Raw genomic sequence first — 24,929 nt, 5'->3', positions numbered from 1 at the left:
ACGTCACTCCGACACCGCGGTGTAGCGGCCCTCGACACCGCGGTCGCCCCACGGCTCCTCGCGTTCCGACACGTCGACCCGTACGCCGTGGGGCTCCAGGGCCTGGACGATCCGGCGTTCCATCGGCTCGGTCATGAAGTGGTGGTGCAGATCGAGGCATTCGAGATGGGTGAGCGGCTGGCCGCCCAGCAGCGCGGCCGCGCCCTCGTCGCCCAGCGTGCCGTTCGACAGGTCGAGGACCCGGAGCTGGGCGACGACCGGGGCGGCCGCGACGGCCGTCGCGATCTCGCTTTGCACCTCGCTGTTGCGCAGACCGAGATGCGTGAGCTTCGGGAAGCGGGAACCGGAGAGCAGCGGGGCGAGGTCCGCCACATCGGCGTCGCCTCCGTAGGCGGAGACGCCGAGCCAGAGATCGAGCCGCTCCAGCGCGGGCAGTTCGCTCTCCAGAACGCCGCGGAGCGCACCGACCGGCATGCCTCCGGTCTCGATGGTCAACGCCCGCAACCGCTCGTGCTTGCAGGGGGAGAACACCAGGTGTGAGCCGCCGCGCACCCCGAGCTCCAGCAGACCGGGGAAGGCGTCGAGCAGCGCCGTGACATCGGACTGCTCGATCCAGGAGATCTCGTTCTCCTCCGAGGTCATGTCGCCGACGAAGACGGCCTGGAGCGAGGTCAGCCGGTCGGCGGCGGCGGTCACCAGGCCGATCGGGTAGGAGGAGGTCTCCTCGTAGCACTCGCCCCACTGACCGATGATCAGCGCACGGACCCCCGCCGGGTCGACGGTGTCGAGGAACGTCAAAAACGCCTCCTCCCAGGTCTTCTCGCCGTCGTCGTCGTACGGGTCGACCGAGATGCGCCAGGCCGCCGCGTCGGCGGCCTGGGCGGGTGCTTCGCCCGTCGCGTGCTGGAAGTCGACGGCGGGCAGGCCGAGCAACTCGTGCAGGTGGTCCACACCGGACATGGCCCTGAGCTCCTGGTACTGGGGAACGGCTGATGTCCGCAAGGTTTATCAAGCCCCACTGACAACGCCGTGACCGGGGACCGTCCGGCACGTGTCCGGTGGTGCTCGGCGGGCCGCTCGGGGCTACCGGTGGCTCGTCCAATCCGCTGCGCGGGACTCACCGGCCCGGCGTCCGGTACGGTGCGTCGCAAGGCGGGGCACCGCACCGGACGCCGCGGGCTCTTCGCTCCGAACCCTCCGGTTCACAGCCCGCTGAGGGTCCGGCGGCCGGACGGAACAGTCGCAGGACAGCCCGGCAGGACGTCGGTTCAGACCCTGAGCCACGACCACCGGAACCCGCTACGAGCATCGATGTCAGACCCTCCCCTTAGCGTTTTCCCCGTGGCCGGCACAACGGGTGCGGCCGTCGAGGGGAGAGGTCTGTGTACCGACAGGGCGATGTACTGATCATGTCGTTGGCGGAGTCGGCGGTGCCCGCCCATCTCGTGGAGGCCCCGGGCGAGCCGAGGGACCGCCGGGGACGGATGGTCCTCGCGCTGGGCGAGGTGACCGGCCACGCCCACGCGGTCCAGGGACCGGGTCGGCTGATGCGCGAAGCGGGAGCGTTCGGCCCGATGCTGCTGCACCTTCCCGAGGGCGGCCGGGTGGTGCACGAGGAACACGCGGCGATACCGCTGCCGAGGGGCTGGTATCGCGTGGTGCGTCAGCGGGAGTACGCGCCGGGCGCGGTCCGCATCGTCGCGGACTGACCGGCCGGCCCGACGGGCGGCGGCCGGAAGCCACGCCGGTGAACGGTGATCCGGCCCGCATCGGATCACCGCGGCATGCAGGACTTGGCGTGCAGGACGCGGTGTGCGGGGCACGCGGGCCAGGGGACGCGACGCGCGCGACACGGCGTGCGGACCACCCCACCCGACACCGCACATCCCATACCGAACACCGAACACCGAACACCAGACATCGAACACACATACCCAGGGGACGGGGAAGACGGATGCAGTACGTGGACTCTTGGCGGGCCGTGGCGGCGGCGACGGGCGCGGCGGACCGGGCCGCGGCCGAGGACGGGGTGCGGCTCGCCTACCGCCGTGCGGGGCTCCCGGAGCCGGAGCGGATCGTCTGGGTCGACTCGCCCAGAGCCGCCGTGGAGGCCGTCGAGAAGCTCGTCGACGCAGGGCGCTCGGTGCGCGACGAGGTGCGGACCAGGCCCTGGGCCCAGGAACGGCGCCGGATGTACGACGAACTCGGCCCGGCCGGCTGGTCCGCCCTGTGGTCGGCCACGGGGGCACAGCTCTGGGAGACGACGGCGGCGCTCGCCGAGCGGATCCGGGTCGGCATCGTCGCGGACCTCGCGCGGAGTCCCGAGGAGGAGTCCGCCGTCCGCCTGGTGCTGCTCGACGCGGTCCTCGGGCAGCACGACGCGGCCTGGCTCGCCGCGTTCGACGGCCGGGGCGACCGCCTGGACGGCCTGGCCGAGGTGGCCAGGAACGCGGGCTGGTGGTGGCCCTACGAGCGCGTGGCGGTGATCAGCGAGCGCCCGGAGGCACTTCACCGGGACGAGGCGGGCCGCCTCGACCGAGGGGACGGCCCGGCGCTCGCCTACTCGGACGGTTTCGCGCTCCACGCCTGGCGGGGCATGCCCGTGCCCGCGGAGTTCCTCGCGGAGCTGAACGCTCTGACGCCCCGGCGGATACGTGAGGAGGAGAACGCGGAACTGCGCCGTGTGATGCTGGAGTTCTACGGCTACGACCGCTACCTCACCGAGTCGGGCGCCGAGCCCGTCCACCGCGACGAGACGGGGGTGCTGTGGCGGATCGCGCTGGACGGCGACGAGGACGTCGTGATGGTCGAGGTGGTCAACTCCACGCCGGAGCCGGACGGTACGCACCGCACGTACTGGCTCCGGGTGCCGCCCGGTACGCGGACTGCGAAGGACGGGGTGGCCTGGACCTTCGGGCTCTCGGCGGACGTGTACGCGCCGGTGCGCCAGACCTGACCGCCGTGGGCGGGCCGACGGCGCCGACCCGTTCGGTGCCATCGGCCCGGCGACCGGAGCACGAATGCGCCCACGTGCCCGCCCGGCAGGCGGTGTCATGGATACCGGCAGGTGGTCGCGCGGCCCGCCCGCCGACCGTGCACATCGGCTGACGGGGGCGGACGCGCCGGGTCTCGTGGAATGTCAGGCCGTCAGTTCAGCAAGCCCGATGCCGAGTTCACGGGCGAGGACCTCGTCGGTCCAGTCCAGCATGGTGGCTTGGGAGAGGGGCGCCGCGTACGACGTCATCTGCACCGTCAGGCCGTCCAACAGCGCGGTGAGCCGCCAGGCCACGGACATCGGGTCGTCGCAGTGGAACTCACCGGCGGCGGCGCCCTCTTCGATGACCTCGGCCAGTTCCGCCTTCCACTGCTGGTCGAGATCACCGGCCACGTTGCGCAGGGCCGGGTCGCGCAGCGAGGCGGCCCACGCCTCGATCCACAGCCGCCACACCTTGGCCCGGCCCGTCGGCGCGTACCAGCGCACGGCCGCGCGCAGTCTGCGGACCGCACTGGTGCGCCGGCTCAGCAGCTTGCGCAGATGGGCGAGATCGGCCTCCGCGGCATGCGCGAAGGCGGCCGCGACGAGCTTCTCCTTGGTCGAGAAGTGGTAGAGCACGAGAGCGTTGCTCACCCCGAGCACGGAGGCGACATCGGCGATCCGGACCGCAGCGACACCTCTCACCTCGATCTGCTCGACGGTGGCGCGCAGGAGTTCCTCGCGTCGTTCCGCCACGCCCAGTCGCACTCTTGCCACGGCGTCACCCTAACCAATACGTGGGCCCCGGGAGGACCAGGGGCGCGGCCGCCCGTATGCGGCACGGGTGCGCGACGGGGCAAAATCCCGTGGCCGCGACGGTCGTTGGACCCTGCATGACGGGAATCGACGCAGGGAACACACGGCGGGAAGCGCTGCTCGGTCTGCTCGGCGAGGTGGATGGCGGGGTGCTCGTGACGCTGGGGCGGGGCGGCAGACCGCAACTCTCCCATGTGAATCACCACTACTACGCCGAGGAAGGCGTCATTCGTGTCTCGGTCTCACCGAGGACCGGGTGAAGACGAGGAACCTCCGCCGCGACCCCCGGGCGAGCGATCACGTCACGGGCGCGGACCGCTGGGCCTGGACGGTCGTGACGGCACGGCCGAGCTGACGCCGACGGCGGCCGACCCGTACGACGACACGGTGCAGGAGCTGATCACGCTCTACCGCGACGTCCGGGGCGAGCACCCCGACTGGGACGAGTTCCGCGACGCGATGGCCCGGAACCGGCGCCTCGTGCTGCGGTTGCGTGTCGAACATGTCTACGGGCAGCCGCGCGGCTGACGGCACCGAGGCCGTCGGTCGGTCCGGCGGGCGTGCCGGGCTCGTGCGGTCCGTCAGATGTTCTGCACTCGCGCGGGCGTGCGCCCCGCCGATAATTGAGACGACACCGACCCCCAGGAGATGATGTGACCGGCGCCGATCTCTTGCCTCCGCTCCGTGCCCGGATGCGCTCGTTGCGTCCCGCCGCATTCGGCGCCGAGCCGGAGGGCGCACGCATGGAGCGGATCCGACGCTCGCCCCACTTCGTCGACGGTTCCTTCCAGAACCCCGTGGGCGCGCGGACCAGGCCGTCCGGATCCGCGCTGGAGTTCGCGAAGGTCTACTTCCAAAAGGAGGGACGGATGCGCAGGGCTCCGGCCGGCACCGTCCCCGTCCACGCCACGACCTACGCGGACCTGGCCGAGCCGCCCGTCACCGGGCTGCGGCTCACCTGGATGGGCCATTCCAGCGTGCTCGCGGAGATCGACGGCAGCCGCGTGCTGTTCGATCCGGTGTGGGGTGAGCGCTGCTCGCCCTTCGCCTTCGTCGGCCCCAAGCGGCTGCACCCGGTGCCGCTTTCGCTCGCCGCTCTCGGCCCGGTGGACGCGGTGGTGATCTCGCACGACCACTACGACCACCTCGACCTGCCCACGATCAGGGCCCTCGCGGGCACGGGCACGGTGTTCGCGGTGCCGCTCGGCGTCGGCGCCCACCTGGACCGTTGGGGTGTACCCGACGACCGGATACGCGAACTGGACTGGAACGAGACCACGAGGATCGCCGGAATCGCCCTCACCGCCACTCCGGCACGCCACTTCTGCGGACGCGGCCTGCGCAACCAGCAGCACACGCTCTGGGCGTCCTGGTCCGTCGCCGGGGCCGAGCACCGGATCTACCACAGCGGCGACACCGGATATTTCCCCGGCTTCAAGGACATCGGCGCCGAACACGGCCCGTTCGACGCGACGATGATCCAGATCGGTGCCTACTCCGAGTACTGGGCCGACATACACATGACCCCGGCCGAGGGGATGCGGGCCCATCTGGATCTCCAGGGGGGCGAGCCGCTCGGCGCGATGCTCCCGATCCACTGGGCCACCTTCAATCTGGCCCCTCATCCCTGGGCCGAGCCGGGTGAGGGAACCATTGCCGCCGCGCAGGACACGGGCGCCGCGATCGCCCTGCCGCGACCGGGCGAGCCGTTCGAGCCCACGTCGCGGAGCCTTCCCACCGAGCCGTGGTGGCGTCCGGTGGCTCCGCAGCCGTTGGAGCGCCGGCCCGTCGGCGCCACACGGATCACCGAACTCGCGGAGGGTCCGACGGGAGTCATGTCCCCGGCAGGCCCGGGGACCGCGGGCATGGGAACCGCGGACGCGGGCACGGAGGACGGGAGCGGGCGCTCCGAGGTGGCCCCGACACCGTAACGGCGTCCGCGGCACCTCCGCTGACGCAAGAACACACGCAGAACACAGAACGGAGAGCGGCGGCGCGACGGCAGACGGCTCGGCCCGTCCGGTACGACCGGACGGGCCGAGCCGTTTCCATGCGCGGGGCGGGGCGTGCGGCGCTGCGGCCCATGAGGCCGATCGAGTGTCAGCCGACCGGAGGTTCCCGGCGGAGTAATCGGTATTGCGTGCGAGGTGTCATACCAGGGCGGGACGGATGGCGGGCAAGTTCGACAACTGCCCGTCGCACGTACGCGAAGGGCAACTACCGTGTGTGTCCGGTAGGCAACGGTGGGCTTCCATCGGTGAGCCCGCCCGACCGCTGAACCGAGCCCGACCGAGCACCGTAGGGGGCCACGCATGGACGCCGATTCCTGGTGCCCCACGTACCGAGGACACTGATGTCTCAACTTCGCGCACCCGAGGCGCGACCGGAACGCCGCGAGAGCGGACGGCACGGCCGACCGGGTGGCCGCTCCCACGCGGCCTCCACGAGGGCACGCACCGCCCAGGCGACCCCCGAGGCGCGCATACGCCCCCAGATGCTGCGAACCGCGGTGCTGCCGACCGTCGTCGCGGTGCTGAGCGGAGCCGCGGCGGTCATCTGCACCATCCGCTCGACCGGTGTCCGGCCGTCCACCTCGTTGTGGATCGCGCTGGGCGGGGCCGGCGCGATGGCCCTCGCCGCCGTACTGGCCGCCTGCCTCGCCGCCAACCGGGTCGTCACCATCGTCTTCGGCCGCTGCCTGGCTCTGCGCCGCTTCAGCGCGCAGGGCCAGACCGAACTGCAACGGATGATGGAACTCCTCCGCAACGGCGAGACCCTCCCCGTACGGAGGCGCGCGCAGCCCGCGGGCCCCGGCAGCGACGCCTTCGAGCTCCTCGCGCAGGAGATCGGCCGTCAGCAGGAGGTCGCCGTCGCCGCCGTGGTGGAGGCGTCCCGGCTCGCGGACCACACCGGCGAGGAACAGAAGGTCGAGGTGTTCGTCAATCTCGCCCGCAGGCTTCAGTCGCTCGTGCACCGCGAGATCCAGCTGCTCGACGAGCTGGAGCACCAGGTCGAGGACCCCGATCTGCTCAAGGGCCTCTTCCACGTGGACCACCTCGCCACCCGCATCCGCAGGCACGCGGAGAACCTCGCCGTTCTCGGTGGTGCCGTATCGCGGCGGCAGTGGAGCAGCCCGGTCGCCATGACCGAGGTGCTGCGCTCGGCCATCGCCGAGGTCGAGCAGTACCCGAGGGTCAAGCTGGTGCCGCCGATCGACGGCACCCTGCGCGGGCACGCCGTGGCCGATGTGATCCACCTGCTGGCCGAACTGGTCGAGAACGCCACGGTCTTCTCCGCCCCGCACACGCAAGTGCTGCTGCGTGCCCAGCAGGTGACCGCCGGACTGGCGCTGGAGGTCGAGGACCGGGGTCTGGGCATGCCGGGCAACGAGCAGAGGCGTATGAACGCCCTGCTCACCGACCCCGATCAGATCAATGTGGCCCATCTCCTGCAGGACGGCCGGATCGGCTTGTTCGTCGTCGCGTCCCTGGCTCGTCGGCACGGCATCGCGGTACGGCTGCAGAGCAACATTTACGGAGGCACGCAGGCCGTACTCGTCCTTCCCCAGACCCTGTTGGGCGTGGACGAGGGTGCCCCGGACGGGAGGGACGCGGCACCCGGGCCACAACCCGGGCCCGCGCACCGCACAACGGCCCAGCACGGCACAGGAGTTCACCCCCGCCCGAATCCGAACCCCGGCCCGAACGCCAATCTCGGCCCGAACCTGGGCCCCGGCCCGAACGCCGTCGCGCCCCCGGCCCCGATCCCGCACCCCATCCCGGCCCCGCACCCCGGCCCGGCACCGGCCCCGGACACCGGATCCGCCGCGCGCTCGCGGCCGGGCCCCCGGCGGCAGCCGTACGTCCCCGGACAACCGACGGGGCCGTCCGCGCCCGGCGAGCGACCCGGCGACCCGGCCCCGGCCAGGTCGCCTCGCGGAACCCGGCACACGGGCGGCGGCCCACCGGCGCCCGACGGGGGGCAACCCGAGCGCGACGCCGTGGACCGGCCCCAACTCCCCAGGCGCACCACCCAGGAACACCTGGCTCCTCAGCTCAGGAACCCCCCGGCCGCGCGCACCGTGGACGGGCACGCCCTGCACGACCCGGGTCTCATGGCGGCCTTCCGGCGCGGCATCGACCTGGCCGAGGCCCGTAGCGAGTCCGAGGCCGACACCGACGGCCGGGGCGCGGGCACGAGCCGGGGCCCGGAACCGGCGAGGCAGCCCCGGCCCTCGCCGCAGCCGCTGCCGGTCCGTGGGCGGACTGCGCCCTTCGCCCCGCGGCATCACGCCCCGGGCCAGGACGCGGGCCCCGCACCGGCCCCTGCCCCGGCACTCGCGCCCGTCGACGACCACTTCGAAGCGAACCCCCTCAAGGAGTAGATGCGCCATGGCGACCGATATGCCATCCGGTCAGGTCTCGGACCTCGACTGGTTGTTGAGCGGACTGGTGCAGCGTGTGCCGTACACCCGCAGCGCGGTCCTCCTGTCCGCCGACGGACTGGTGAAGTCCCTCCACGGCATGGATGCGGACAGCGCCGATCACATGGCCGCGCTGGCCGCGGGACTGTACTCGCTCGGCCGCAGCGCCGGTGCGCGCTTCGGTGACAACGGCGACGTGCGTCAGGTCGTGGTCGAGCTGGACGCGACCCTGTTGTTCGTCTCCACCGCCGGGTCGGGCACCTGCCTCGCCGTTCTCGCCGGACGCGAGGCGGACGCCGCGGTGCTGGGCTACGAAATGACCATGCTGGTCAAGAGCGTCCGTCCGTATCTGATGACCCCGGCCAGACAGACAGCCGCGGCACCGGGGGCCCCGGGGCTGTGAGCGTGTCGGTTCCGCAGGACGGGCCGTTGCTCGACGACGCGGCCGGGCGGCTCATCCGGCCGTACACCGTGAGCAACGGCAGGACCCGTCCGACCACCGTGCTCGATCTGCTCTCCCTGGTGAGGGCGACGGGAGCCGTACCACAGGCTCCTCTCGGTCCCGAGCACTGTGTCGCGCTGGGGCTGTGCGGCGGCCCCACGTCGGTGGCCGAGATCGCCGCACATCTGCGGTTGCCCGCGGTCGTCACCAAAGTGCTCGTCTCCGACCTGGTGGACTGCGGGGCAGTCACCGCGTACCCGCCCGCCTTCCATGACACGCCCACCGACCGATCCCTGCTGGAGGCAGTGCTCGATGGCTTACGACGACAGCTCTGACGGCTTCGGCAGCTCCGCCGCTTACGAGAACAGCGCGGGCCCGGAGGGCTATGGGCTCCCCGAGGGGTACGGAAGCCACCGGCGCCCCGAAGGCATGGGAGCGTACGAAGGTCCCGGAGCCCACGGGGACCTCGCAGGCCATGGGACGGTCCACGGATTCCACGCGCCCGCCGGAGGACCGGTGGATTCCGGCCGTCCGGAGGGATACGGCTGGCCCGGGCCGGGTCACGGTTCCGGTGGAGATTCCGGCTTCGGTGGGGACCCCGTCTTCGGCGGGGGCCATGAATCCGGCGGCTCGTACGAATGCGCGGGACCTTACGGGGCCGGCGCGGGACACGCCCCGAACGGCACCCATGACCAGGGCCGGGACGTCGGCACGTCCGCGGCCTCCATCGGTGCCCCCGGCTCCGTCGGCGCCACCCACGCCGCAGGGCCCCCCGCCGAGGGGTTTCCCCTCGCGCTGAAGGTGCTGGTGGCAGGCGGCTTCGGGGTCGGCAAGACGACGTTCGTCGGCGCGGTCAGCGAGATCGCGCCGCTGAGCACGGAGGAACTGCTGACCCAGGCCGGTGCCACGACGGACAACCTCGACGGCATCGAGTCCAAGACGTCCACCACCGTGGCCATGGACTTCGGCCGCATCACGCTCGACGAGCAGCACGTGCTCTACCTGTTCGGCACCCCTGGACAGGAGCGCTTCTGGTTCATGTGGGACGAGCTCTCCCAGGGCGCGCTGGGAGCGGTGGTGCTCGCGGACACCCGACGGCTCGCCGAGTGCTTCGCCGCCGTCGACTTCTTCGAACGCCGCGGCATCGGCTTCGTCGTCGCGGTGAACGAGTTCGAGGGCGCCCATCGGTACGCCCCCGAGGAGGTACGGGCCGCGCTCGACCTGGGCCCCGACGTACCAGTCGTGCTGTGCGACGCGCGCATCGCCAGCTCCGGCACGGGGACTTTGGTCACCCTGCTCCAGCACCTCATCGACGCCGCCTCCGCCCCGGCTCCGCAGGCCGTCTTCGGAGCCCGCGCGTGACGCGGCCCGCCGCCGACCGGCTGCTGCTCACGCCCGTGGACCGCGACGCCGTCGTCCGTACCCATCGGCTGCGGACCCTGGGACTGGGGGAACGCGCCGACGCCTCGTTCGACAACTTCGACGCCTTCGCCGACCGGGTGGCCGAAGTCACCGACGTTCCCTACTCGATGGTCAACTTCATCGACGGCAACCAGCAGTTCTTCGCCGGGCTGCACACGCCGACCGGCACCTGCAAGGGGTCCGACCTGGGTGCCGTCGCGGCGGGCAGCAGCCGGGCCGGCCGGTACGTGGCGCTGGACCGCGGCTACTGCCCGCACGTCGTCGTGCGGCGCAAGGCGCTCGTGCTGGAGGACGTGTGCGACTATCCGCGCTTCGCCGGAAACCCGGTCGTCGACGACATAGGCATCCGTTCCTACCTCGGCGCCCCGCTGATCGACCGGACGGGCATCGCCCTGGGAGCCGTCTGCGCGGTCGACACGGTGCCCCGCTCCTGGGGCAGGGCGGGGCTCGACACGATCAAGTCCCTGGCCCGGGAACTCGTCGGCCACATCGACCAGCGGGAGGGCATCAGCACCGGAATCTGACCGCTCCGGCGACCCTGCGACGCGCGGACGCACACGTCAGGCCGCGGGGCGGAAGGCCAAGTCGCCTGGGAACTGGGCGGCAGCCGCCAGGACCCGACGGCGCAGGCCCGTCCGAGCGAGGCCCTGGCGCCCGGTCGGTACGCAGGCCGGTGCGCCCCTCCTCACGTCGTCCTGCGGCCATCCTGCGTCCCGGGCCTGCGCACCGACGCACACGGTCATGTGCACACCGGGCGGCTGACCCTCACCCTGGACCACTCGCTGCTGTGGTGCAGCGGCGCCGAACGGTCCGTGACGGGGGAGGGCAACGCACTCCGCGGGGGAGCAGACCGCGGGCGAGCGCGCGCACTCGACATCCTTCGGGCGAGGCCGCCCCGGCGGTGCCGTGGCCGTACACCGCCGAGCAGGACGCGTCGGATGATCGTGTCCCCCGCGGGGGCGTGGCTGTCGGCGAGGTCTCCGAGTTTGGCGCGGGCCCTGATCGTGCCCCCCGGGCGCATGTCCCCGGGCCCCGGCTCGCGGGCGGCGGTGCGAGGCTGGCCCCGCCGCCGGGGGAGCGGTCGCCTCTGGACCGGGACGACCGCTCCGGCCCTGTCACCGGCCCAGGAAGGCGCCGATCCGCGCCCGCAGCCCCCGCGCGTCGAGACCGTGCGCGGCCAGGTGCTCGTCCATCTCCCCGTACGTACGCAGCTCGGCCCGTCCGACCCCGAGCCCCAGCACCCGGTGCGGCACGTCGGCGAGCGCGTCGTTGGCGGCGGCCGTGGACGACCCCGCCAGGTACGGCTCGACGACCACGACATCGGCGGCCTGGCCGGCACCGACCGCCCGCCTCAGAGCGGCCCCGTCGAACGGGCGGACCGTCGTCGCGTACAGCACGGTCACATCGAGACCGTCCGTCGCCGCGAGCACGTTGTCGAGCATCGGCCCGACCGCGATCACGACCCCGCCCCCGCCCTCCCGCACCGCGGCGAACCCGCCCCCCGTGCCGACCGGCCGCGGGCGCCCGTTCGACTGGAGCGACAGCCGTACGTACACCCGGTCGTCCCCGGCCGCCGACTGCCGAAGCAGTGCCTCCGCCTCGTCCGGGTGGCCCGGGACGTGAATCGTCCAGCCGTCGAGGGTGTCCATGAGGGCGACATCGCCCGGCGCCATATGGGTGAAACCACCGGCCGGCCAGTCGTACGAGGCCCCGGCACTCACCAGGACCCCGCCCACCCCCTGATGGCCGAAGTCGAGTTTGACCTGCTCGAACGGGCGCTCCACCAGAAAACTGGCGAAGGTGTGCACGATCGGCCGCAGGCCGGTGAGCGCCATCCCGGCCCCGGCCCCGACCAGCAGCTGCTCCCTGATCCCCACATTGACGACCCGGTCCGGATGGGCACGCTCGGCCGGTTCGAAGCCGTCCCGGCTGATCTCCGCCAGTACGAGCGCGAGACGGGGGTCCTCGTCCAGCATCTGCGACACGGTCGAGATGAACCGGTCACGCATCGTGTCCATGTGAAAAGTCCTTCTTTCGTTTCGTGGCGGCCCCGTCGGTTCCGCGCGTCCGGTCAGCTCTTGGGGGCGACGTGCGCGACCACCGCGCGCGGCCGTCCCGGGTGCGGGGCGGTGAACGCCTCGTACAACGCCTCGTGGTCGCGCCCGTCGACGGACGCGACCGACCAGCCGGCCGCCTCGAAGCGGGCGGCGATCCCGCCCGGCCGCGCGTGCGATGCCGACGCGTTGTCGATCACCACGGTGTGCAACTGCTCCAGCCCGGCCGGGCCCGCGTACGCGATCGCCTCGTGATTGCTGCCCTCGTCCAGCTCGGCGTCCCCGACCAGCACCCACACCCGGGGGTCGGACAGCCCCTGTGCCCGCAGGCCCAGCACGCTGCCCACGGCCAGTGGCAGCCCGTGCCCCAGTGATCCGCTGCCGATCTCCACCCCCGGCACCAGCGTCCGGTCCGGGTGGTGCCCGAGCGGCGAGTCGTACGTCCCGAACCCGGGCAGCAGCTCCTCGCCGAAGAAGCCGTGCGCGGCCAGAACCGCGTAGTGCGCCATCGGCCCGTGCCCCTTGGACAGCAGGAACCGGTCGCGGTCGGGCGCGTCGAGGGTGCGGGGCGTCACCCGCAGCACCCTGTCGTACAGCACCCAGAGCACGTCCAGTGTGGAGGTCGCGGCGGAGCCGTGCTTCTCGTCCCCCGTCATCAGGCTCATCAGCCGGTTCATGTCGTCGTAGTGGCCGGTCGTCGTGACAGTGGTCCTCGTCATGCCTCCAGCCTTGAACATCACGTTCGATTGAGGTCAAGACGGGAAAGGTGTTCGTGACCACCCTTCCGAGTGCGGTATTGTTCTCATGCGCGTTCGGCCAGGGGAAAACCCAGGTCAGGCGGGTAACGGGACGTGGCGCAGCTTGGTAGCGCACTTGACTGGGGGTCAAGGGGTCGCAGGTTCAAATCCTGTCGTCCCGACTTGCGAAGTCGCAGGTCAGAGGCTGTTTCGGAATGATCCGAAACAGCCTTTTGATCGTTTTGGGGCCAGTTGGGGACCGACGCGCTCGACCGCGTCAGTGGACGACCACGTTCGGGCTCGGTGGGGAGCGCGTGGCGCGCAGCACGCCGAGGGGCGGAGAGGGCTGTGCCGGGCGGCCGTGATCGTGTGCCCGGCCGGTTGTCTGAGCGTTTCCCGGTCGGGCGGGGCCGGCGCGCACGGGGCGAGGAGTCCGCCTCGTGGTGCACATCGTGCCCTCGACGGTTCATCTCCGCCGACCAAGTCGTTCGCCGGAAGCGGTTCCCTTGCGTACGAGGCGCATGTTGATGCGTTCACCGCGGAGCCCATGACGCAAGTGGGGGATGCCGTGCGTCATTTCGGATGATCGAACCGCGGTCGGAGCGCGGGGCGCGGGGAGTACGGCCCGCGGAGTGATCAGATGTCATCCGGTGTCAGGACCTGAGAGAGAGGAACTTCATGTTGAAAATCTTGGACGGGGGCGCTCGTCGCATCGCCGCGGGCTCGGGCGCTGCCGCAGCAGCCGTCGTGCTGGGTGCTGCGCCGCTCGCCGTTGCGGCTCCCGCTCAGACGTCTGTTCCCGTGAAGTCCTATGCCACGGTGACCAGCCAGAATGGGCTGAACGAGCGGCAGTACCCCAGCACCGACTCGTCAGTGGTGGGCACCCTCGATTACTACGATCGGGTGGGCCTGCGCTGCAAGGTCCGTGCGCAGAACATCGCCGGCAACGACGTCTGGTTCCTGCTGCGTGGCAAGCCGGTATGGATCTCGGCCAAGTATGCAGTCCCGACCGGGTTCGTCCCCTACTGCAAGGATGTCTACCAAACCCCGCTCACATACAGCCCGAAGGCCGCCGACGCCATGGGCTGAGCGCCACGGCCACTCGACGTCCGGTTGCGTCTGACGCAGCAGGGCCGACTGGTGAGCGAGCCGCTCGCCCGGGCGACCGCCCTGCCACTCGACGGCGAGTGGTGGGGCAATTGATGCCGGCGCTTTACCCGTGCGGGCGGCAGGCGGAGGCACTGGACGGGTACGAGCGTGCCCGGCGGCTCGCCGTCGAGCCCGGGGCCGACGCTGGTGCGCAACCGCGGCGGCTTCACGAGCAGTCCTCGCCGCGGATTCCGACCGGGGCGGTCGGCGCCGCGGCCCTGCCGATCCGGAGCCGGGGCGACTCCTGGTCAGCCGGCCGTCCCGCAGGATGTTCTCGGACCGGCCGGCGGGGTTCCTGGCCGTCGACGTGTCCACCGAGGACCTGATCGATCTGCCGGAGCCCGCCGACCCCTCAGCCGTACGGGGAGTGCGGTCCCGCCCGCGCTCGGACGGGACCGCGCCCGGCCCGCCTGTCCGGGTGTGACGGTGGGTCATCCGGCGCCCACAGCGTCGCGCCGGCGCGGGTCCCCTTCAGCTCGATCGCCGCGACGATGTCCGCGGCCACGGCCCGGTCCACGTCCGAGTGGCGGCCTGCGTGGATCCGCGGGGTGCGGCCGACGCGCTCGCTCCGTCCCGCGCTCGTGTCCAGCACCGTGTCTCCCTTCCGGACCGGGCCCGAATACATCCGCAGACAGGTGAGCCGCCCCGTGGCCGTCGAGTTCACCTCGAAGGCCAGCGCGGCGAACGGTGCCGCCGGGTCGGCGGGCCGCTCCCGCACCGTGCCGTCGAGGGTGCCGCGTACCGGAGGCACGTCCGGCGGCGAGGGCAGGTAGGCCACGACGGCGTCCAGCAACGGTTCGATCCCGCGATCGCGGTAGGCCGAACCGCACAGCACCACGACACCCTCGCCGGTGCGGGTCAGCTCGCGCAGCGCGGCGGCCGGCGTCGGCTCGTACACCGTCGAGCGAGCGCGGAACTCCTCCAGCGCCACCGGGTGGAGCTCCGCGACGGCCTCCTCCAGCAGCCGACGGCGCCGGTGCGCCTCCTCCCGCAGGGGGCCGGGAACCGGCCCCTCCTGGTACCCGCCGCGGTCCTTGTCCCAGAGCAGCGACCGCATGCGGGGCAGGTCGACCACTCCGGTGAATCCGTCCTCCGCGCCGATCGGCATCTGCGTGACCAGGGGCACCGTGCCCAGTCGCTCGCGTACCGAGGTGACCGCCGTGTCGAGGTCGGCGCCGGATCCGGCCCGTGCCGGGGCCGGGCGCAGCCCCCGCGCGGCGCGGCGTGGCGCCGCGCGGTCGCCCGGAGGGGACGTGCCTCGGGCGGGGGTCGGTTGCTCGTCACGGGCGTCCGGTGCCGACCGCGCAGTGGGCACCGGCAGCACGAGGACACCAGGATCACCTCGTACCGTGAACCGGGGACGACGACGATGCGGTGACGCATGGCCGGCCTCCCCTCGTTCTGTCACGGTTCGCGCCGGGGCGTCGTCCACGGCGCGTGACCGGTGGCGAGCGCAGTGAAGCCCCGCGTCGGCACGGAACCGGTTGTGTCCGCCCGGCGAGGAGCGGCGGGCGGCGCGCCATGCCCGGTGACACGGCGTCATGAGCGGGCGCGCCGAGGCGGTTCGGGAATCGGGAATGATGAGCCGGTCACGAAGAGCCGCCGGAGCAACGGAAGGACCGCAACGATGGACGACGACCACGGCCGGTCGGCCGCCGCAGTGTTCGACGCGCTGGGAGAGGAGTACGAGCGCGCGTTCGCCGGCTCGCCCGCCCGTCATGCCTCGCTCCGGCGTCTGCTGGAGGAACTCCCGCCGCACGGGCGGGTCCTGGACGTCGGCAGCGGTACGGGCAGGCCGACCGCGTGGACCCTGGCTGAGGCCGGTCACACCGTACTGGGGGTCGACGTCTCCCCGGTCATGGTGGAACTGGCGGGCCGTCACGTGCCGGCCGCCTCGTTCGTCTGCGCCGACATTCGCGACCTCTCTCTGGAGGAGGGCGGGTTCGACGCGGTCTGCGCCTACTTCTCGTTGCTCCAGATGCCCCGGGACGATCAGGCGAAGGCATTGCGGAAGTTCGGACGGCTCCTGGCGCCGGGTGGCGTGCTGGCCGTCGCGACGGTGCCACTGGACGTCGAGGACGCCCCCGTGGTCTTCATGGGCCAGGAGATGCGGGTGTCCAGCTTCGACGCCGCGTCGTTCACCGAGACGGTGACGGCGGCCGGGTTCTCGGTCCTGTGGGAGCGCAGCGACCTGTTCACCCCGGCGCACGGGGCGGCCGTTCCGGAACCGGAACTGTTCCTGCTCTGCCGTCGGGACTGAGCGGGCCCGGTGGCCCTCAGCGCTTGCGCGCGAGCCGTTCCCCCGCCCGTCGCCGGAGGAGGGCGGCCGGGTGCCTGCGGTGCCTCAGCGGGTCCCGCCACCCGCGCAGCGCCCGGGCACCGCACCCGCGCCACTGCGCGGGCGACAGGGGGACGGGCTGTCCGCCCCTGGTGACCAGAGCGTTGACCGGTGTCATGGGGTCCGCGGCCATGGCCTTCGCCAGGAGCACGCCGATGACCAGCGGGCCCAGGGTCACGGCCAGGGCCGTACCGGCGGTGGTCACGTGCTGGAGGCGGGGGCGGTGCGGTGCGTCGGGAACCATGGCCGTCATTCGACCAGCCGTGCGAGGACGGCGGATCGGACCGCGTACTCAGCCCGACCGCCTCTCGTACTCAGACGCCGGTCCGACCGCCTCTCCTGCGCGGACCCGGACACACCGGGGCCCGCCGGACGGCTCGTGTCCGGCGGGCCCCGGGGGCTACGTGGTGGTGCCCGGGCCGGAGCCCGCCGTGGAGGCCGCTTTGATGCCCTTGGTGATGTCGTCCATGACGGAGAGCGCGGGCGCCTTCGGGTCGATGTCGAATCCGGAACGGACGACGATCATCATGGCCTCGTCGCGGGGGGACGGGAAGGCCAGCGACTGCACGTACCCGTCGTCGCCGTTCTTCGTCACCACCTTCCAGCGCACCAGGTAGCCCTGTCGGCCCGCGACCGTGACCGGCCCGGACTTCAGTTCCTCGTGCGAGGTGATGCCGCCGTAGATCTTCTCGCCGTACGATTCCTCGGCGTTGGCGGAGACGTCCCGCGTGGCCGTGTCCTTCGCCGTCGCCGTGTCGAGCTCCAGGGCCTTCGCCGGAGCGGAGAACACTCCGCCGCGCACACACTGCTCGGAGACATCGCCCGGGCAGGCGTACTCGCCCGTGGTCACTCCGGCGCCCGACACCCCCGACCGTCCCGTCCAGCCCTTCGGTACGGGAAGGCTGATGCCGCTGAGCAGGTCCGTGGCGTACCCGTCCTCCACCCCGGGGCGTTCCCGCCCCGGCGCACCGTCCTCGCCGCCCCCGTTCTCCCCGCCACGCCCTCCGGGCGCACCGTCGGGGCCGGGGGGCGGCGCCGTGGCCGCGTCCCGCCGCGCGGACACGTCGGAGTCGTCCAGGAGGAAGAGGCCGCCCCCGACGGCTGCGAGCGCCACCACACCGGCGGTGACGCCGATGCCGATACGCGTCCGGCGCCGCCGGATGGTGGCGGGCGGCACGCGCAGATGGTCGGTCCATCGGGTGCCGTCCCACCAACGTTCGTGAAGGGGACCGATTCCTGTATGCCCGGGGTCGGGATGCCAGCCGGGCGGGCTCGTCTGGGTCACGCGGCCCACCGTAGAGCGACTGCCTGAGAATCGGATGAATCTGGTGTCTGGGATGTGCGCGACGGGCGCCATCGGGGTACTTCCGGGGCGCCCGGTTCGGCGGCGGGGCGGGGCTGGGCGGCGCGGAGCCTTCGACGACCGACTCCGTTCTTTGGTCCGACCATACGTTATGTGTGACATAGTGGGGTTGGGAGCGGATGACGTGATGGCGGCCGGGTGATGCGGCCGGGGCAGGGGGTGGCGGATGCCGGTCGAGTGGCAGCCCGTACGGCAGTCGCGCACACACGAACTCGTGCTTCAGAGCATCGAGCAGCGCGTGTTCGCCGGTGAGCTCAAGGCGGGTGACCGCTTGCCCCCCGAGCGGGAGCTCGCACCGGTGCTCGGGGTCAGCCGGTCCGCGTTGCGCGAGGCGCTGAGGGTGCTGGAGACCATTGGCGTGCTGGTCGCCCAGCCGGGCCGGGGGCCGGACGCCGGGGCGCGGATCGTGCGCAATCCGGACGATGCCCTCGGGCGGCTGTTGCGTCTGCATTTCGCGCTCGGCAGCTACGGGCTCCATGATGTCCTGGAGGCGCGTGTCGCGCTGGAGCGCTCCAGTTTCGAGGCGGCCGCGCGGCATGCCTCACAGGAGGATCTCGACGAGGCGGAGACCCTGGTCGCGCGCATGGGGGAGCCCGGGATCGGGGTGGCCGAGTTCAATGACCTGGACGCCCGGTTCCATGTACACATCGCCCGTGGTTCGGGCAACGAGCTGACGTCCACGCTCACCTCCGCCGTGCGCGAGTCGGTGCGACCGCTGATCCTGCGGGCCCTGGAGCGCGCCGAGGACTGGCCGACCACGGCCGCCGCGCTCAATGCGGAGCACGCCGAATTGCTCGGGCTGGTCCGCGCCGGCCGGGGCGCGGACGCCGCGGACCTGGTGGAACGTCATATCCGTAACCTCCACGGCACGCTGGTCGAGGAGGACGCCGGGCGGGCGTGAAGACCGTCCGCCCGGCGTGGGGGTGGGGGCCTCAATCAATCACCTCAGGATTGTCAGGTGCATGCAAAATTGCGGCGCGGCTCGGTGTGCCCTGTCCGCTCGACGTGTGCCGCACTCCTTGCGTTCTGGACGGAGGCTAGTATGGTCGGACCATAAAAGAATGGGAGAAACGATCGGAGAGACCATGCGCATCGGACTCTTCGCCACCTGTCTGGGAGACACGCTCTTCCCGGAGGCGGTGAAATCGGCCGCGGTCCTGCTCGCCCGTCTGGGCCATGACGTGGTCTTCCCTCCGGGGCAGACCTGCTGCGGACAGATGCACGTCAATACCGGATACCAGCGCGAACCCGTGCCGCTGGTGCGGAACTTCGCCGAGCAGTTCGGCGACGCGTCGATCGAAGCGGTCGTCATGCCGTCCGGTTCGTGCGTCGGAACGGTCCGTCACCAGCACGAGATGGTCGCCCGACGGTACGGTGACGCGGCGCTGCGCTCCGGGGTCGCCATCGTCAAGGACAAGACGTACGAGTTGTCCGAACTCCTCGTCGACGTCCTGGGCGTCACCGATGTCGGCGCCTACTTCCCGCACCGTGTGACGTACCACCCCACCTGCCACTCCCTGCGCATGCTCCGGGTCGGCGAGAAGCCGCTGAAGCTGCTTCGTGCCGTCGACGCCATCGATCTCGTCGAACTCCCCGAAGCAGACGCGTGCTGCGGGTTCGGGGGCACGTTCGCCCTCAAGAACGCCGATACGTCGACGGCGATGCTCCAGGACAAGATGCGCAACATCGCCGCCACCGGGGCCGATGTCTGCACCGCCGGCGACTCGTCCTGCCTGATGCACATCGGCGGCGGTCTCTCCCGCATCAGGTCGGGCACCCGCACCCTGCACCTCGCGCAGATCCTCGCCGCCACCCGCACCTCGCCGTACGCCCCGACGGAGGCCCCCCGATGAGCAGCACCTTCCTGGGCATGCCCGCGCGCCCGCCCCGCTCCCCGTACGGAACGGGTCATCTGCGCGGCGACCGGACGTTCCCGAAGGCGGCCCACGACGAACTGCGCGACGAACAACTGCGCCGCAATCTGGGCAGGGCCACTCGCACCATCCGCGCCAAACGCCTCGACGTCACCGGTGAACTTCCCGACTGGGAGGCGCTGCGCGACGCCGGCTCGGCGATCAAGACCGACACCATGAACCGGCTCCCCGAACTCCTGGAGGAACTGGAGCGCAACGTCACCGAGCGCGGCGGCACCGTCCACTGGGCGCGCGACGGCGTCGAGGCCAACGAGATCGTCACCCGGCTCGTCAAGGCGACCGGCAGCACGGACGTCATCAAGGTCAAGTCGATGGCCACCCAGGAGATCGGGCTCAACGAGCACCTGGCATCCGCCGGCATCACCGCCTACGAGACGGACCTCGCCGAACTGATCGTCCAACTCGCCCACGACAAGCCGTCGCACATCCTGGTCCCCGCGATCCACCGCAACCGCGACGAGATCCGGCAGATCTTCCTCAAGGAGATCCCCGGTGTCGACCCGCGTCTCGACAACGTGCCCGCGCATCTCGCCGCCGCCGCCCGCGCCTATCTGCGCGAGAAGTTCATGACGACCGAGGTGGCGGTCTCCGGCGCCAACTTCGGCATCGCGGAGACAGGAACGCTCTGCGTCGTCGAGTCCGAGGGGAACGGCCGCATGTGCCTGACCCTGCCCGACACCCTCATCACCGTCATGGGCATCGAGAAGGTGCTGCCGCGCTACCAGGACCTGGAGGTGTTCCTGCAACTGCTGCCGCGCTCCTCCACCGGGGAACGGATGAACCCGTACACCTCGATGTGGACCGGGGTGACACCGGGCGACGGGCCGCAGGAGTTCCACCTGGTCCTCCTCGACAACGGCCGCACCGCGGCGCTCGCCGACCGGATCGGGCGCGAGGCCCTCAACTGCATCCGCTGCTCCGCCTGTCTCAACGTCTGCCCGGTGTACGAACGGGCCGGCGGCCACGCGTACGGATCGACGTACCCCGGACCGATCGGCGCGGTCCTCACCCCGCAGCTCGCCGGGATGGACGCGGCCAAGGACGACCCCAACGGCTCGCTGCCGTACGCCTCCAGCCTCTGCGGCGCCTGCTTCGACGCCTGTCCGGTCAAGATCGACATTCCGTCGCTGCTGGTCGAACTGCGACATCAGCACACCGAGCACGCCGGGACGACGGCGGAGAAGCTGGCCATGAAGGCCGCCGCCGAGGTCATGCGACGGCCCGGGCTGTACACGACCGCGCAGAAGGGCGCCGCCCTCGGCCGCGTCCTCGCCGGACGGGACGGCAGGATCAGGCGTCTGCCGCCGCCGTTCGACAACTGGAGCGCCGGCCGTGACACCGCCGCACCGCCGAAACAGACCTTCCGCGCCTGGCTGGCGTCGGCCGAGGGGGCCGCGACGATGCGCGCGGCCGCCGCCGCGCACACGGACGACCCGCGCAAGGGGGAGGAGAAGAAGTGACGACCGCACGCGAGACCGTGCTCGGCCGGATCAGGGACGCCCTGACCCTCGCCCCGGTCCAGGAAGCCCCCGTGCACCGCGCCTACCGCACCGGGCGCACCCTTCCCGACGACGAACGCCTGGCCCTCTTCACCGACCGCCTCGTCGACTACAAGGCCGAGGTGCGCGCCTGCACCGCCGACGCGACCGCTCCGACCGTCGCCGAGGCGCTGCGGGAACACGGCGCACGCCGGACCGGAGTGCCGGCCGGACTCGACACCTCGTGGCTCGACGCGTACGACGGCGAGGTCCGGGTGGACTCCGCCGACCTTCCGGCCCCCTGCCTCGACGCGCTGGACGGCGTCGTCACCGCGTCGGCCGTCGGCTGCGCCGAGACGGGCACGATCTTCCTGGACGGATCGCCGGATCAGGGCAGGCGGGCGCTCTCCCTCGTGCCCGACCTGCATGTGTGCGTCGTCGACCTGTCGGCGGTCGAGGTGGGGGTGCCCGAAGCGGTGGCCCGGCTGGTGCCGGACCGACCGACGACGCTGATCAGTGGGCCGTCCGCCACGTCGGACATCGAACTGGAACGTGTGGAGGGCGTGCACGGCCCGCGCACCCTGGTGGTGGTGATCCGCACCGACGCGTAGCGCCGGGACAGCCGCCGGTAGGGGCCCTGCGAGGGCCCGTAGCGGGGAGGGCCGAAGGCCCGTTCCTCCCCGGGGCTCGGTGGGGTCACCACTGTGGTGGCCGACGCCGGAGGGCCATCACGTCCCTCGAATGGCGGTGGTCGGACGCGCGGGCCCGGTGTGGTTGCCCACCCGCGCACAACGCCCCGGCCCTCCCGCCGCCAGGAGCGGTGATCGGGAGGGCCGGGGCGTTGGGAGCCGACGCGTGAGCGAGCCCGGTCAGATGACGTCCTCCTCGATCTGCGCCTGTTCGCGCGCGTTCCCGTAAGCCGAGGGCGTGCTGTACGAGCGGCGTGCGACGAACCACCACACGGTGGCCAGGGTCAGCACCGCGACCAGTGCGATCGACGCGTAGTTCATCGAGTCGACCGTCACCGGGGACGACTGCGGGAGCAGGAACAAGACGGTGACGAAGGCCACCCACACCACGGCGATCCAGCCGATCGGCTTGCTCCAGCGGCCCAGGTGCCACGGCCCGCGTTCGAAGCGGTCGCCCGAGCGCAGCTTCAGGAAGATCGGGATGGCGTAGGCGGGCGTGATGCCGATGACGTTGATCGCGGTCACCGCGCCGTACGCGGTGGCCGAGTACAGCGACGGCAGGGCCAGCACCGCGGCGACGGCGACCGACAGCCACACCGCGTTGACCGGCGTCTGGGTACGCGAACTCACCTTGCGCCACAGGGCCGAGCCCGGCAGGGCGTTGTCACGGCTGAACGCGAACACCATCCGGCTGGCGGCGGCGACCTCGGCGTTGCCGCAGAACAGCTGCGCCGCGATCACGATGAGCAGCAGAGCCGTGGCCCCGGAGGTGCCCAGCGCGTCGATCATGATCTGGGCCGGCGGCACATTGGTCGCGGTCTCCTGGGCGCCCTTGTAGTCCTGGATGGCGAAGGTCAGTCCGGCCAGCAGCACGAAACCGGCGACCCACGACGCCCAGATCGCGCGGACGATGCCCTTGGCGGCCGTCACCGAGGCGTTCGACGTCTCCTCCGACAGATGGGCGGAGGCGTCGTAGCCGCTGAAGGTGTACTGGGCGAGGAGCAGACCGATCGCCGCCACGTACAACGGGTTGTCCCAGCCGGTGTCGTTGACGAACTCGGTGAAGACGAACGACGGGGACTGGTGGTGCGAAGGCACGACCGCCAGCACGACGACGATCACCGCGACACCGGCGAGATGCCACCACACGCTGATGGAGTTGAGCACGCTGACGAGGCGGACGCCGAAGAGGTTCAACGTCGCGTGCAGCAGCAGGATGCAGACAAAGATGATCATTGTCTTGCCCGGGGTGGGGGTGAAACCCCACTGCAGGTTCATGAACGCGCCGGTGAACAACGCGGCACCGTAGTCGATGCCGGCGATGGCGCCGAGCAGGCCGAGCAGATTCAGCCAGCCCGTGTACCAGCCCCACTTGCGGCCGCCGAGCCGGTCGGCCATGTAGTAGAGCGCCCCCGATGTCGGGTAGGAGCTGGTGACCTCGGCGAGCGCCATGCCGACGCAGAGCACGAAGAGCCCCACACCCGCCCAGCCCCAGAGCATCACCGCCGGACCCCCGGTCGACATGCCGAAGCCGTACAGCGTCATGCAGCCGGACAGGATCGAGATGACGGAGAAGCTGATGGCGAAGTTCCCGAATCCGCCCATGCGACGGGCGAGAACCGGCTGATAGCCGAGTTCGCGCAGCCGCTGCTCCTCGTCGTGCGGCGGGGCGGCCTCCGCGCCCGAATGGGTGGGGGTGGATATGGACATGGCGGGACCTCCGTGAGCGGTGGACAGGGGACGGGTGGACAGGGGGACGGCCGGACCGCCGACGCGTGCGCGAGGTGCGGTCCGGAACGAGGGATGCGGCGCGGTGGCGCGTCGTACCGGCTCAGCCGTGCGGCCCGTGGCCGGGTGCGCGGGACGCGGCCAGGCAGCGGCTCCGGGCGCGCAGGAAGACCTCCTCGGCGGCCCCCGGAGCCTTGGGGTCACGCGTCCGGTACACCCAGGGGACCGAGGTGAAGTACGGCCCGAGTTCGTCGAACACCGGCGCCGCCTCGGCGAACTTGAGCGCCCCCCACAGCGCGTGGGCCAGATGGTTCAGGTCCGGCAGGGAATGTGCGAGCGGGGGAGTGCGGTGGAACCACAGGTGCGACGCGCGCATCGCGTCCCGTTCGGCGTCCTCGGTGACCCAGTGCAGGTCCAGGGCCTTCTCGTGGCCGCGCTCGCGCCGGTACCGCTCGACCCGTACGTACAGCGGCAGCACATGCAGTGCGGAACCCTCCGGTGCCGAAGAGGTCGCCCACTGAACGAAGTTGAACGCCTCAGAGAGCGTCCCACCCGCCTTGCGCGCGTACACGAACTGGAGCATCCGGTGGTACGCCTCGCGGTTGTACGGGTCGCGCTTGTCGGCCTCCGCCAGCAAGCCCCACGGGCCGGGGAAGAGCATCGGTCCCGGCGGACGGATTCGGTGCTCCTGCAGTTGCTGGCGCTCGTCCAGCTGGGACAGGGCCAGCAGACACACCCACGGCACCGGGTCGGCGGGCGAGGCGTGCGCGGCCGCTCGGCAGGCCCCCCACGCCTCCTGCCACAGCTCCCGGGCGCGGTGATGGCCCTCGCGGTGGGCCCGGACGGCCCGCTCCACGACGACCCGTGCGCGCATCACGGCGGCGGCCACGCTCCGCGGCTCCTCGGCCAGCCATGCCTGCACCGCGTCCGAACCGGCGGCGACCGCGCCCAGCACCTGCGTGCGCTGCGTCCACAGGGACCAGTCCGGAGTGCTCTCCAGCAGATTCCGCATGGACACCCAGCGCCCGGTGCGCAAATCCTGTAACGCGCCCCGTAATGCGTTGTCGTGGCCGGCCGGGTGGTAGACCGGCCGGAATTCACTGTTGGCCATCGACGTTCCTCGCTCCCGCGCGACGGGACGGAGAGCGGGGTGCGCAGTGTCTCCTCAGCACGTCGCACAACCCCGTGGCGGCGTGGAACCCGTGGTGCGACGGAGTGCACGGGAGACGGAGTCCCGGCGCTCGGGGCGGTGTTTCGGTCTCATGAATCCTCGGGACGTGGGGGGCGTACTGCTGTTGAATTGCGAACTGCTGTAATGCGCAGGGTTGTTGCTCGGCGGTGAGTGTAAGGCCAGTTGCCCCGAACTCCCGAACGATTCGCGG

23 protein-coding genes, 1 tRNA gene and 2 pseudogenes are annotated in these 24,929 nt (G+C 71.6%); 17 read left to right on the top strand and 9 right to left on the bottom strand.

What is annotated here, in order from left to right:
• Nucleotides 1-3 precede the first annotated feature (3 nt).
• Complete coding sequence (locus ACGF2V_RS11020; protein WP_362710013.1) at nucleotides 4-960, bottom strand: STM4015 family protein; 957 nt, start codon at nucleotides 958-960, stop codon at nucleotides 4-6.
• Nucleotides 961-1,382: 422 nt separating this feature from the next.
• Between ACGF2V_RS11020 and ACGF2V_RS11015 the strand changes: the two genes are divergently transcribed.
• Together ACGF2V_RS11015 and ACGF2V_RS11010 are read left to right on the top strand one after the other, a co-directional pair.
• Nucleotides 1,383-1,709: a hypothetical protein gene (locus ACGF2V_RS11015; RefSeq protein WP_362625060.1), complete on the top strand. Its 327-nt coding sequence runs from the start codon at nucleotides 1,383-1,385 to the stop codon at nucleotides 1,707-1,709.
• Between the two features lie 245 nt (nucleotides 1,710-1,954).
• The gene (locus tag ACGF2V_RS11010; protein ID WP_362625061.1) at nucleotides 1,955-2,956 is read left to right on the top strand and encodes a DUF6745 domain-containing protein; all 1,002 of its coding nucleotides are present in this window, start codon (nucleotides 1,955-1,957) and stop codon (nucleotides 2,954-2,956) included.
• A gap of 183 nt (nucleotides 2,957-3,139) precedes the next feature.
• Here ACGF2V_RS11010 and ACGF2V_RS11005 read toward each other — a convergent pair whose 3' ends face one another.
• On the bottom strand, nucleotides 3,140-3,730 hold the full coding sequence (locus ACGF2V_RS11005; RefSeq protein ID WP_362625147.1) for a TetR/AcrR family transcriptional regulator: 591 nt from the start codon (nucleotides 3,728-3,730) through the stop codon (nucleotides 3,140-3,142).
• A 137-nt stretch (nucleotides 3,731-3,867) separates the two neighbouring features.
• Here ACGF2V_RS11005 and ACGF2V_RS11000 point away from each other — a divergent pair.
• The 7 genes and pseudogenes from ACGF2V_RS11000 (at nucleotide 3,868) to ACGF2V_RS10970 (ending at nucleotide 10,601) form a co-directional block, all read left to right on the top strand.
• Nucleotides 3,868-4,318: pseudogene (locus ACGF2V_RS11000) on the top strand (TIGR03618 family F420-dependent PPOX class oxidoreductase).
• 125 nt (nucleotides 4,319-4,443) lie between these two features.
• On the top strand, nucleotides 4,444-5,721 hold the full coding sequence (locus ACGF2V_RS10995) for an MBL fold metallo-hydrolase (RefSeq protein WP_362625062.1): 1,278 nt from the start codon (nucleotides 4,444-4,446) through the stop codon (nucleotides 5,719-5,721).
• A 422-nt stretch (nucleotides 5,722-6,143) separates the two neighbouring features.
• Complete coding sequence (locus ACGF2V_RS10990) at nucleotides 6,144-8,174, top strand: ATP-binding protein (protein WP_362710015.1); 2,031 nt, start codon at nucleotides 6,144-6,146, stop codon at nucleotides 8,172-8,174.
• A 7-nt stretch (nucleotides 8,175-8,181) separates the two neighbouring features.
• The gene (locus tag ACGF2V_RS10985; protein WP_362625064.1) at nucleotides 8,182-8,616 is read left to right on the top strand and encodes a roadblock/LC7 domain-containing protein; all 435 of its coding nucleotides are present in this window, start codon (nucleotides 8,182-8,184) and stop codon (nucleotides 8,614-8,616) included.
• Nucleotides 8,617-8,618: 2 nt separating this feature from the next.
• The gene (locus ACGF2V_RS10980; RefSeq protein WP_362710018.1) at nucleotides 8,619-8,990 is read left to right on the top strand and encodes a DUF742 domain-containing protein; all 372 of its coding nucleotides are present in this window, start codon (nucleotides 8,619-8,621) and stop codon (nucleotides 8,988-8,990) included.
• A 391-nt stretch (nucleotides 8,991-9,381) separates the two neighbouring features.
• The gene (locus ACGF2V_RS10975) at nucleotides 9,382-10,017 is read left to right on the top strand and encodes an ATP/GTP-binding protein (protein ID WP_362625149.1); all 636 of its coding nucleotides are present in this window, start codon (nucleotides 9,382-9,384) and stop codon (nucleotides 10,015-10,017) included.
• On the top strand, nucleotides 10,014-10,601 hold the full coding sequence (locus ACGF2V_RS10970) for a GAF domain-containing protein (RefSeq protein ID WP_362625066.1): 588 nt from the start codon (nucleotides 10,014-10,016) through the stop codon (nucleotides 10,599-10,601). Before ACGF2V_RS10975 ends, ACGF2V_RS10970 begins: the two co-directional genes overlap by 4 nt.
• 591 nt (nucleotides 10,602-11,192) lie before the next feature.
• Here the strand turns inward: ACGF2V_RS10970 and ACGF2V_RS10965 are convergent.
• Complete coding sequence (locus ACGF2V_RS10965; RefSeq protein ID WP_362625067.1) at nucleotides 11,193-12,095, bottom strand: transketolase; 903 nt, start codon at nucleotides 12,093-12,095, stop codon at nucleotides 11,193-11,195.
• A gap of 53 nt (nucleotides 12,096-12,148) precedes the next feature.
• Nucleotides 12,149-12,850 (bottom strand): transketolase, encoded by a 702-nt coding sequence (locus ACGF2V_RS10960; RefSeq protein WP_362710021.1) that lies wholly within the window; start codon nucleotides 12,848-12,850, stop codon nucleotides 12,149-12,151.
• Nucleotides 12,851-12,976: 126 nt separating this feature from the next.
• On the opposite strand from ACGF2V_RS10960, the gene ACGF2V_RS10955 reads away from it, so the two are divergent.
• From ACGF2V_RS10955 to ACGF2V_RS10945, 3 genes are all read left to right on the top strand, one after another.
• Nucleotides 12,977-13,050, top strand: a tRNA-Pro gene (locus tag ACGF2V_RS10955).
• A gap of 496 nt (nucleotides 13,051-13,546) precedes the next feature.
• Nucleotides 13,547-13,957 (top strand): SH3 domain-containing protein, encoded by a 411-nt coding sequence (locus ACGF2V_RS10950; protein WP_362625069.1) that lies wholly within the window; start codon nucleotides 13,547-13,549, stop codon nucleotides 13,955-13,957.
• The gene (locus tag ACGF2V_RS10945) at nucleotides 13,849-14,343 is read left to right on the top strand and encodes a BTAD domain-containing putative transcriptional regulator (RefSeq protein WP_392911590.1); all 495 of its coding nucleotides are present in this window, start codon (nucleotides 13,849-13,851) and stop codon (nucleotides 14,341-14,343) included. The genes ACGF2V_RS10950 and ACGF2V_RS10945 overlap by 109 nt, the downstream gene beginning before the upstream one ends.
• A gap of 101 nt (nucleotides 14,344-14,444) precedes the next feature.
• Here the strand turns inward: ACGF2V_RS10945 and ACGF2V_RS10940 are convergent.
• Nucleotides 14,445-15,197 (bottom strand): annotated as a pseudogene (locus tag ACGF2V_RS10940) (EF-Tu/IF-2/RF-3 family GTPase); the annotation flags it as partial.
• A gap of 447 nt (nucleotides 15,198-15,644) precedes the next feature.
• Between ACGF2V_RS10940 and ACGF2V_RS10935 the strand changes: the two are divergent.
• Nucleotides 15,645-16,277: a class I SAM-dependent methyltransferase gene (locus tag ACGF2V_RS10935; protein WP_362625072.1), complete on the top strand. Its 633-nt coding sequence runs from the start codon at nucleotides 15,645-15,647 to the stop codon at nucleotides 16,275-16,277.
• Nucleotides 16,278-16,293: 16 nt separating this feature from the next.
• Here ACGF2V_RS10935 and ACGF2V_RS10930 read toward each other — a convergent pair whose 3' ends face one another.
• Both ACGF2V_RS10930 and ACGF2V_RS10925 read right to left on the bottom strand, forming a co-directional pair.
• Nucleotides 16,294-16,599, bottom strand: a complete 306-nt coding sequence (locus ACGF2V_RS10930; RefSeq protein WP_362710026.1) for a hypothetical protein — start codon at nucleotides 16,597-16,599, stop codon at nucleotides 16,294-16,296.
• Nucleotides 16,600-16,755: 156 nt separating this feature from the next.
• Nucleotides 16,756-17,640: a DUF2510 domain-containing protein gene (locus tag ACGF2V_RS10925; RefSeq protein ID WP_362710029.1), complete on the bottom strand. Its 885-nt coding sequence runs from the start codon at nucleotides 17,638-17,640 to the stop codon at nucleotides 16,756-16,758.
• Between the two features lie 244 nt (nucleotides 17,641-17,884).
• Between ACGF2V_RS10925 and ACGF2V_RS10920 the strand changes: the two genes are divergently transcribed.
• The 4 genes from ACGF2V_RS10920 to ACGF2V_RS10905 all read left to right on the top strand — a co-directional run bounded on the left by ACGF2V_RS10920 (nucleotide 17,885) and on the right by ACGF2V_RS10905 (nucleotide 21,741).
• Nucleotides 17,885-18,619: an FCD domain-containing protein gene (locus tag ACGF2V_RS10920; protein ID WP_362710032.1), complete on the top strand. Its 735-nt coding sequence runs from the start codon at nucleotides 17,885-17,887 to the stop codon at nucleotides 18,617-18,619.
• Nucleotides 18,620-18,803: 184 nt separating this feature from the next.
• Nucleotides 18,804-19,571, top strand: a complete 768-nt coding sequence (locus ACGF2V_RS10915; protein WP_362710080.1) for a (Fe-S)-binding protein — start codon at nucleotides 18,804-18,806, stop codon at nucleotides 19,569-19,571.
• Nucleotides 19,568-21,112 carry a LutB/LldF family L-lactate oxidation iron-sulfur protein gene (locus ACGF2V_RS10910; RefSeq protein ID WP_362625078.1) on the top strand — a complete coding sequence of 515 codons (1,545 nt, stop codon included), beginning with the start codon at nucleotides 19,568-19,570 and terminating at the stop codon, nucleotides 21,110-21,112. The genes ACGF2V_RS10915 and ACGF2V_RS10910 overlap by 4 nt, the downstream gene beginning before the upstream one ends.
• The gene (locus ACGF2V_RS10905; RefSeq protein ID WP_362710034.1) at nucleotides 21,109-21,741 is read left to right on the top strand and encodes an LUD domain-containing protein; all 633 of its coding nucleotides are present in this window, start codon (nucleotides 21,109-21,111) and stop codon (nucleotides 21,739-21,741) included. Before ACGF2V_RS10910 ends, ACGF2V_RS10905 begins: the two co-directional genes overlap by 4 nt.
• Before the next feature lie 258 nt (nucleotides 21,742-21,999).
• On the opposite strand, the gene ACGF2V_RS10900 is transcribed toward ACGF2V_RS10905, so the two are convergent.
• Nucleotides 22,000-23,529 carry an amino acid permease gene (locus tag ACGF2V_RS10900; RefSeq protein WP_362625082.1) on the bottom strand — a complete coding sequence of 510 codons (1,530 nt, stop codon included), beginning with the start codon at nucleotides 23,527-23,529 and terminating at the stop codon, nucleotides 22,000-22,002.
• Between the two features lie 121 nt (nucleotides 23,530-23,650).
• Nucleotides 23,651-24,658 carry a hypothetical protein gene (locus ACGF2V_RS10895; protein ID WP_362625083.1) on the bottom strand — a complete coding sequence of 336 codons (1,008 nt, stop codon included), beginning with the start codon at nucleotides 24,656-24,658 and terminating at the stop codon, nucleotides 23,651-23,653.
• Between the last annotated feature and the right edge of the window lie 271 nt (nucleotides 24,659-24,929).

The organism is Streptomyces sp. NPDC047982, assembly GCF_043204165.1.
In the GTDB taxonomy this organism is placed as follows: Bacteria; Actinomycetota; Actinomycetes; order Streptomycetales; family Streptomycetaceae; genus Streptomyces.
This window is presented reverse-complemented; position numbering and strand designations above follow the sequence as displayed.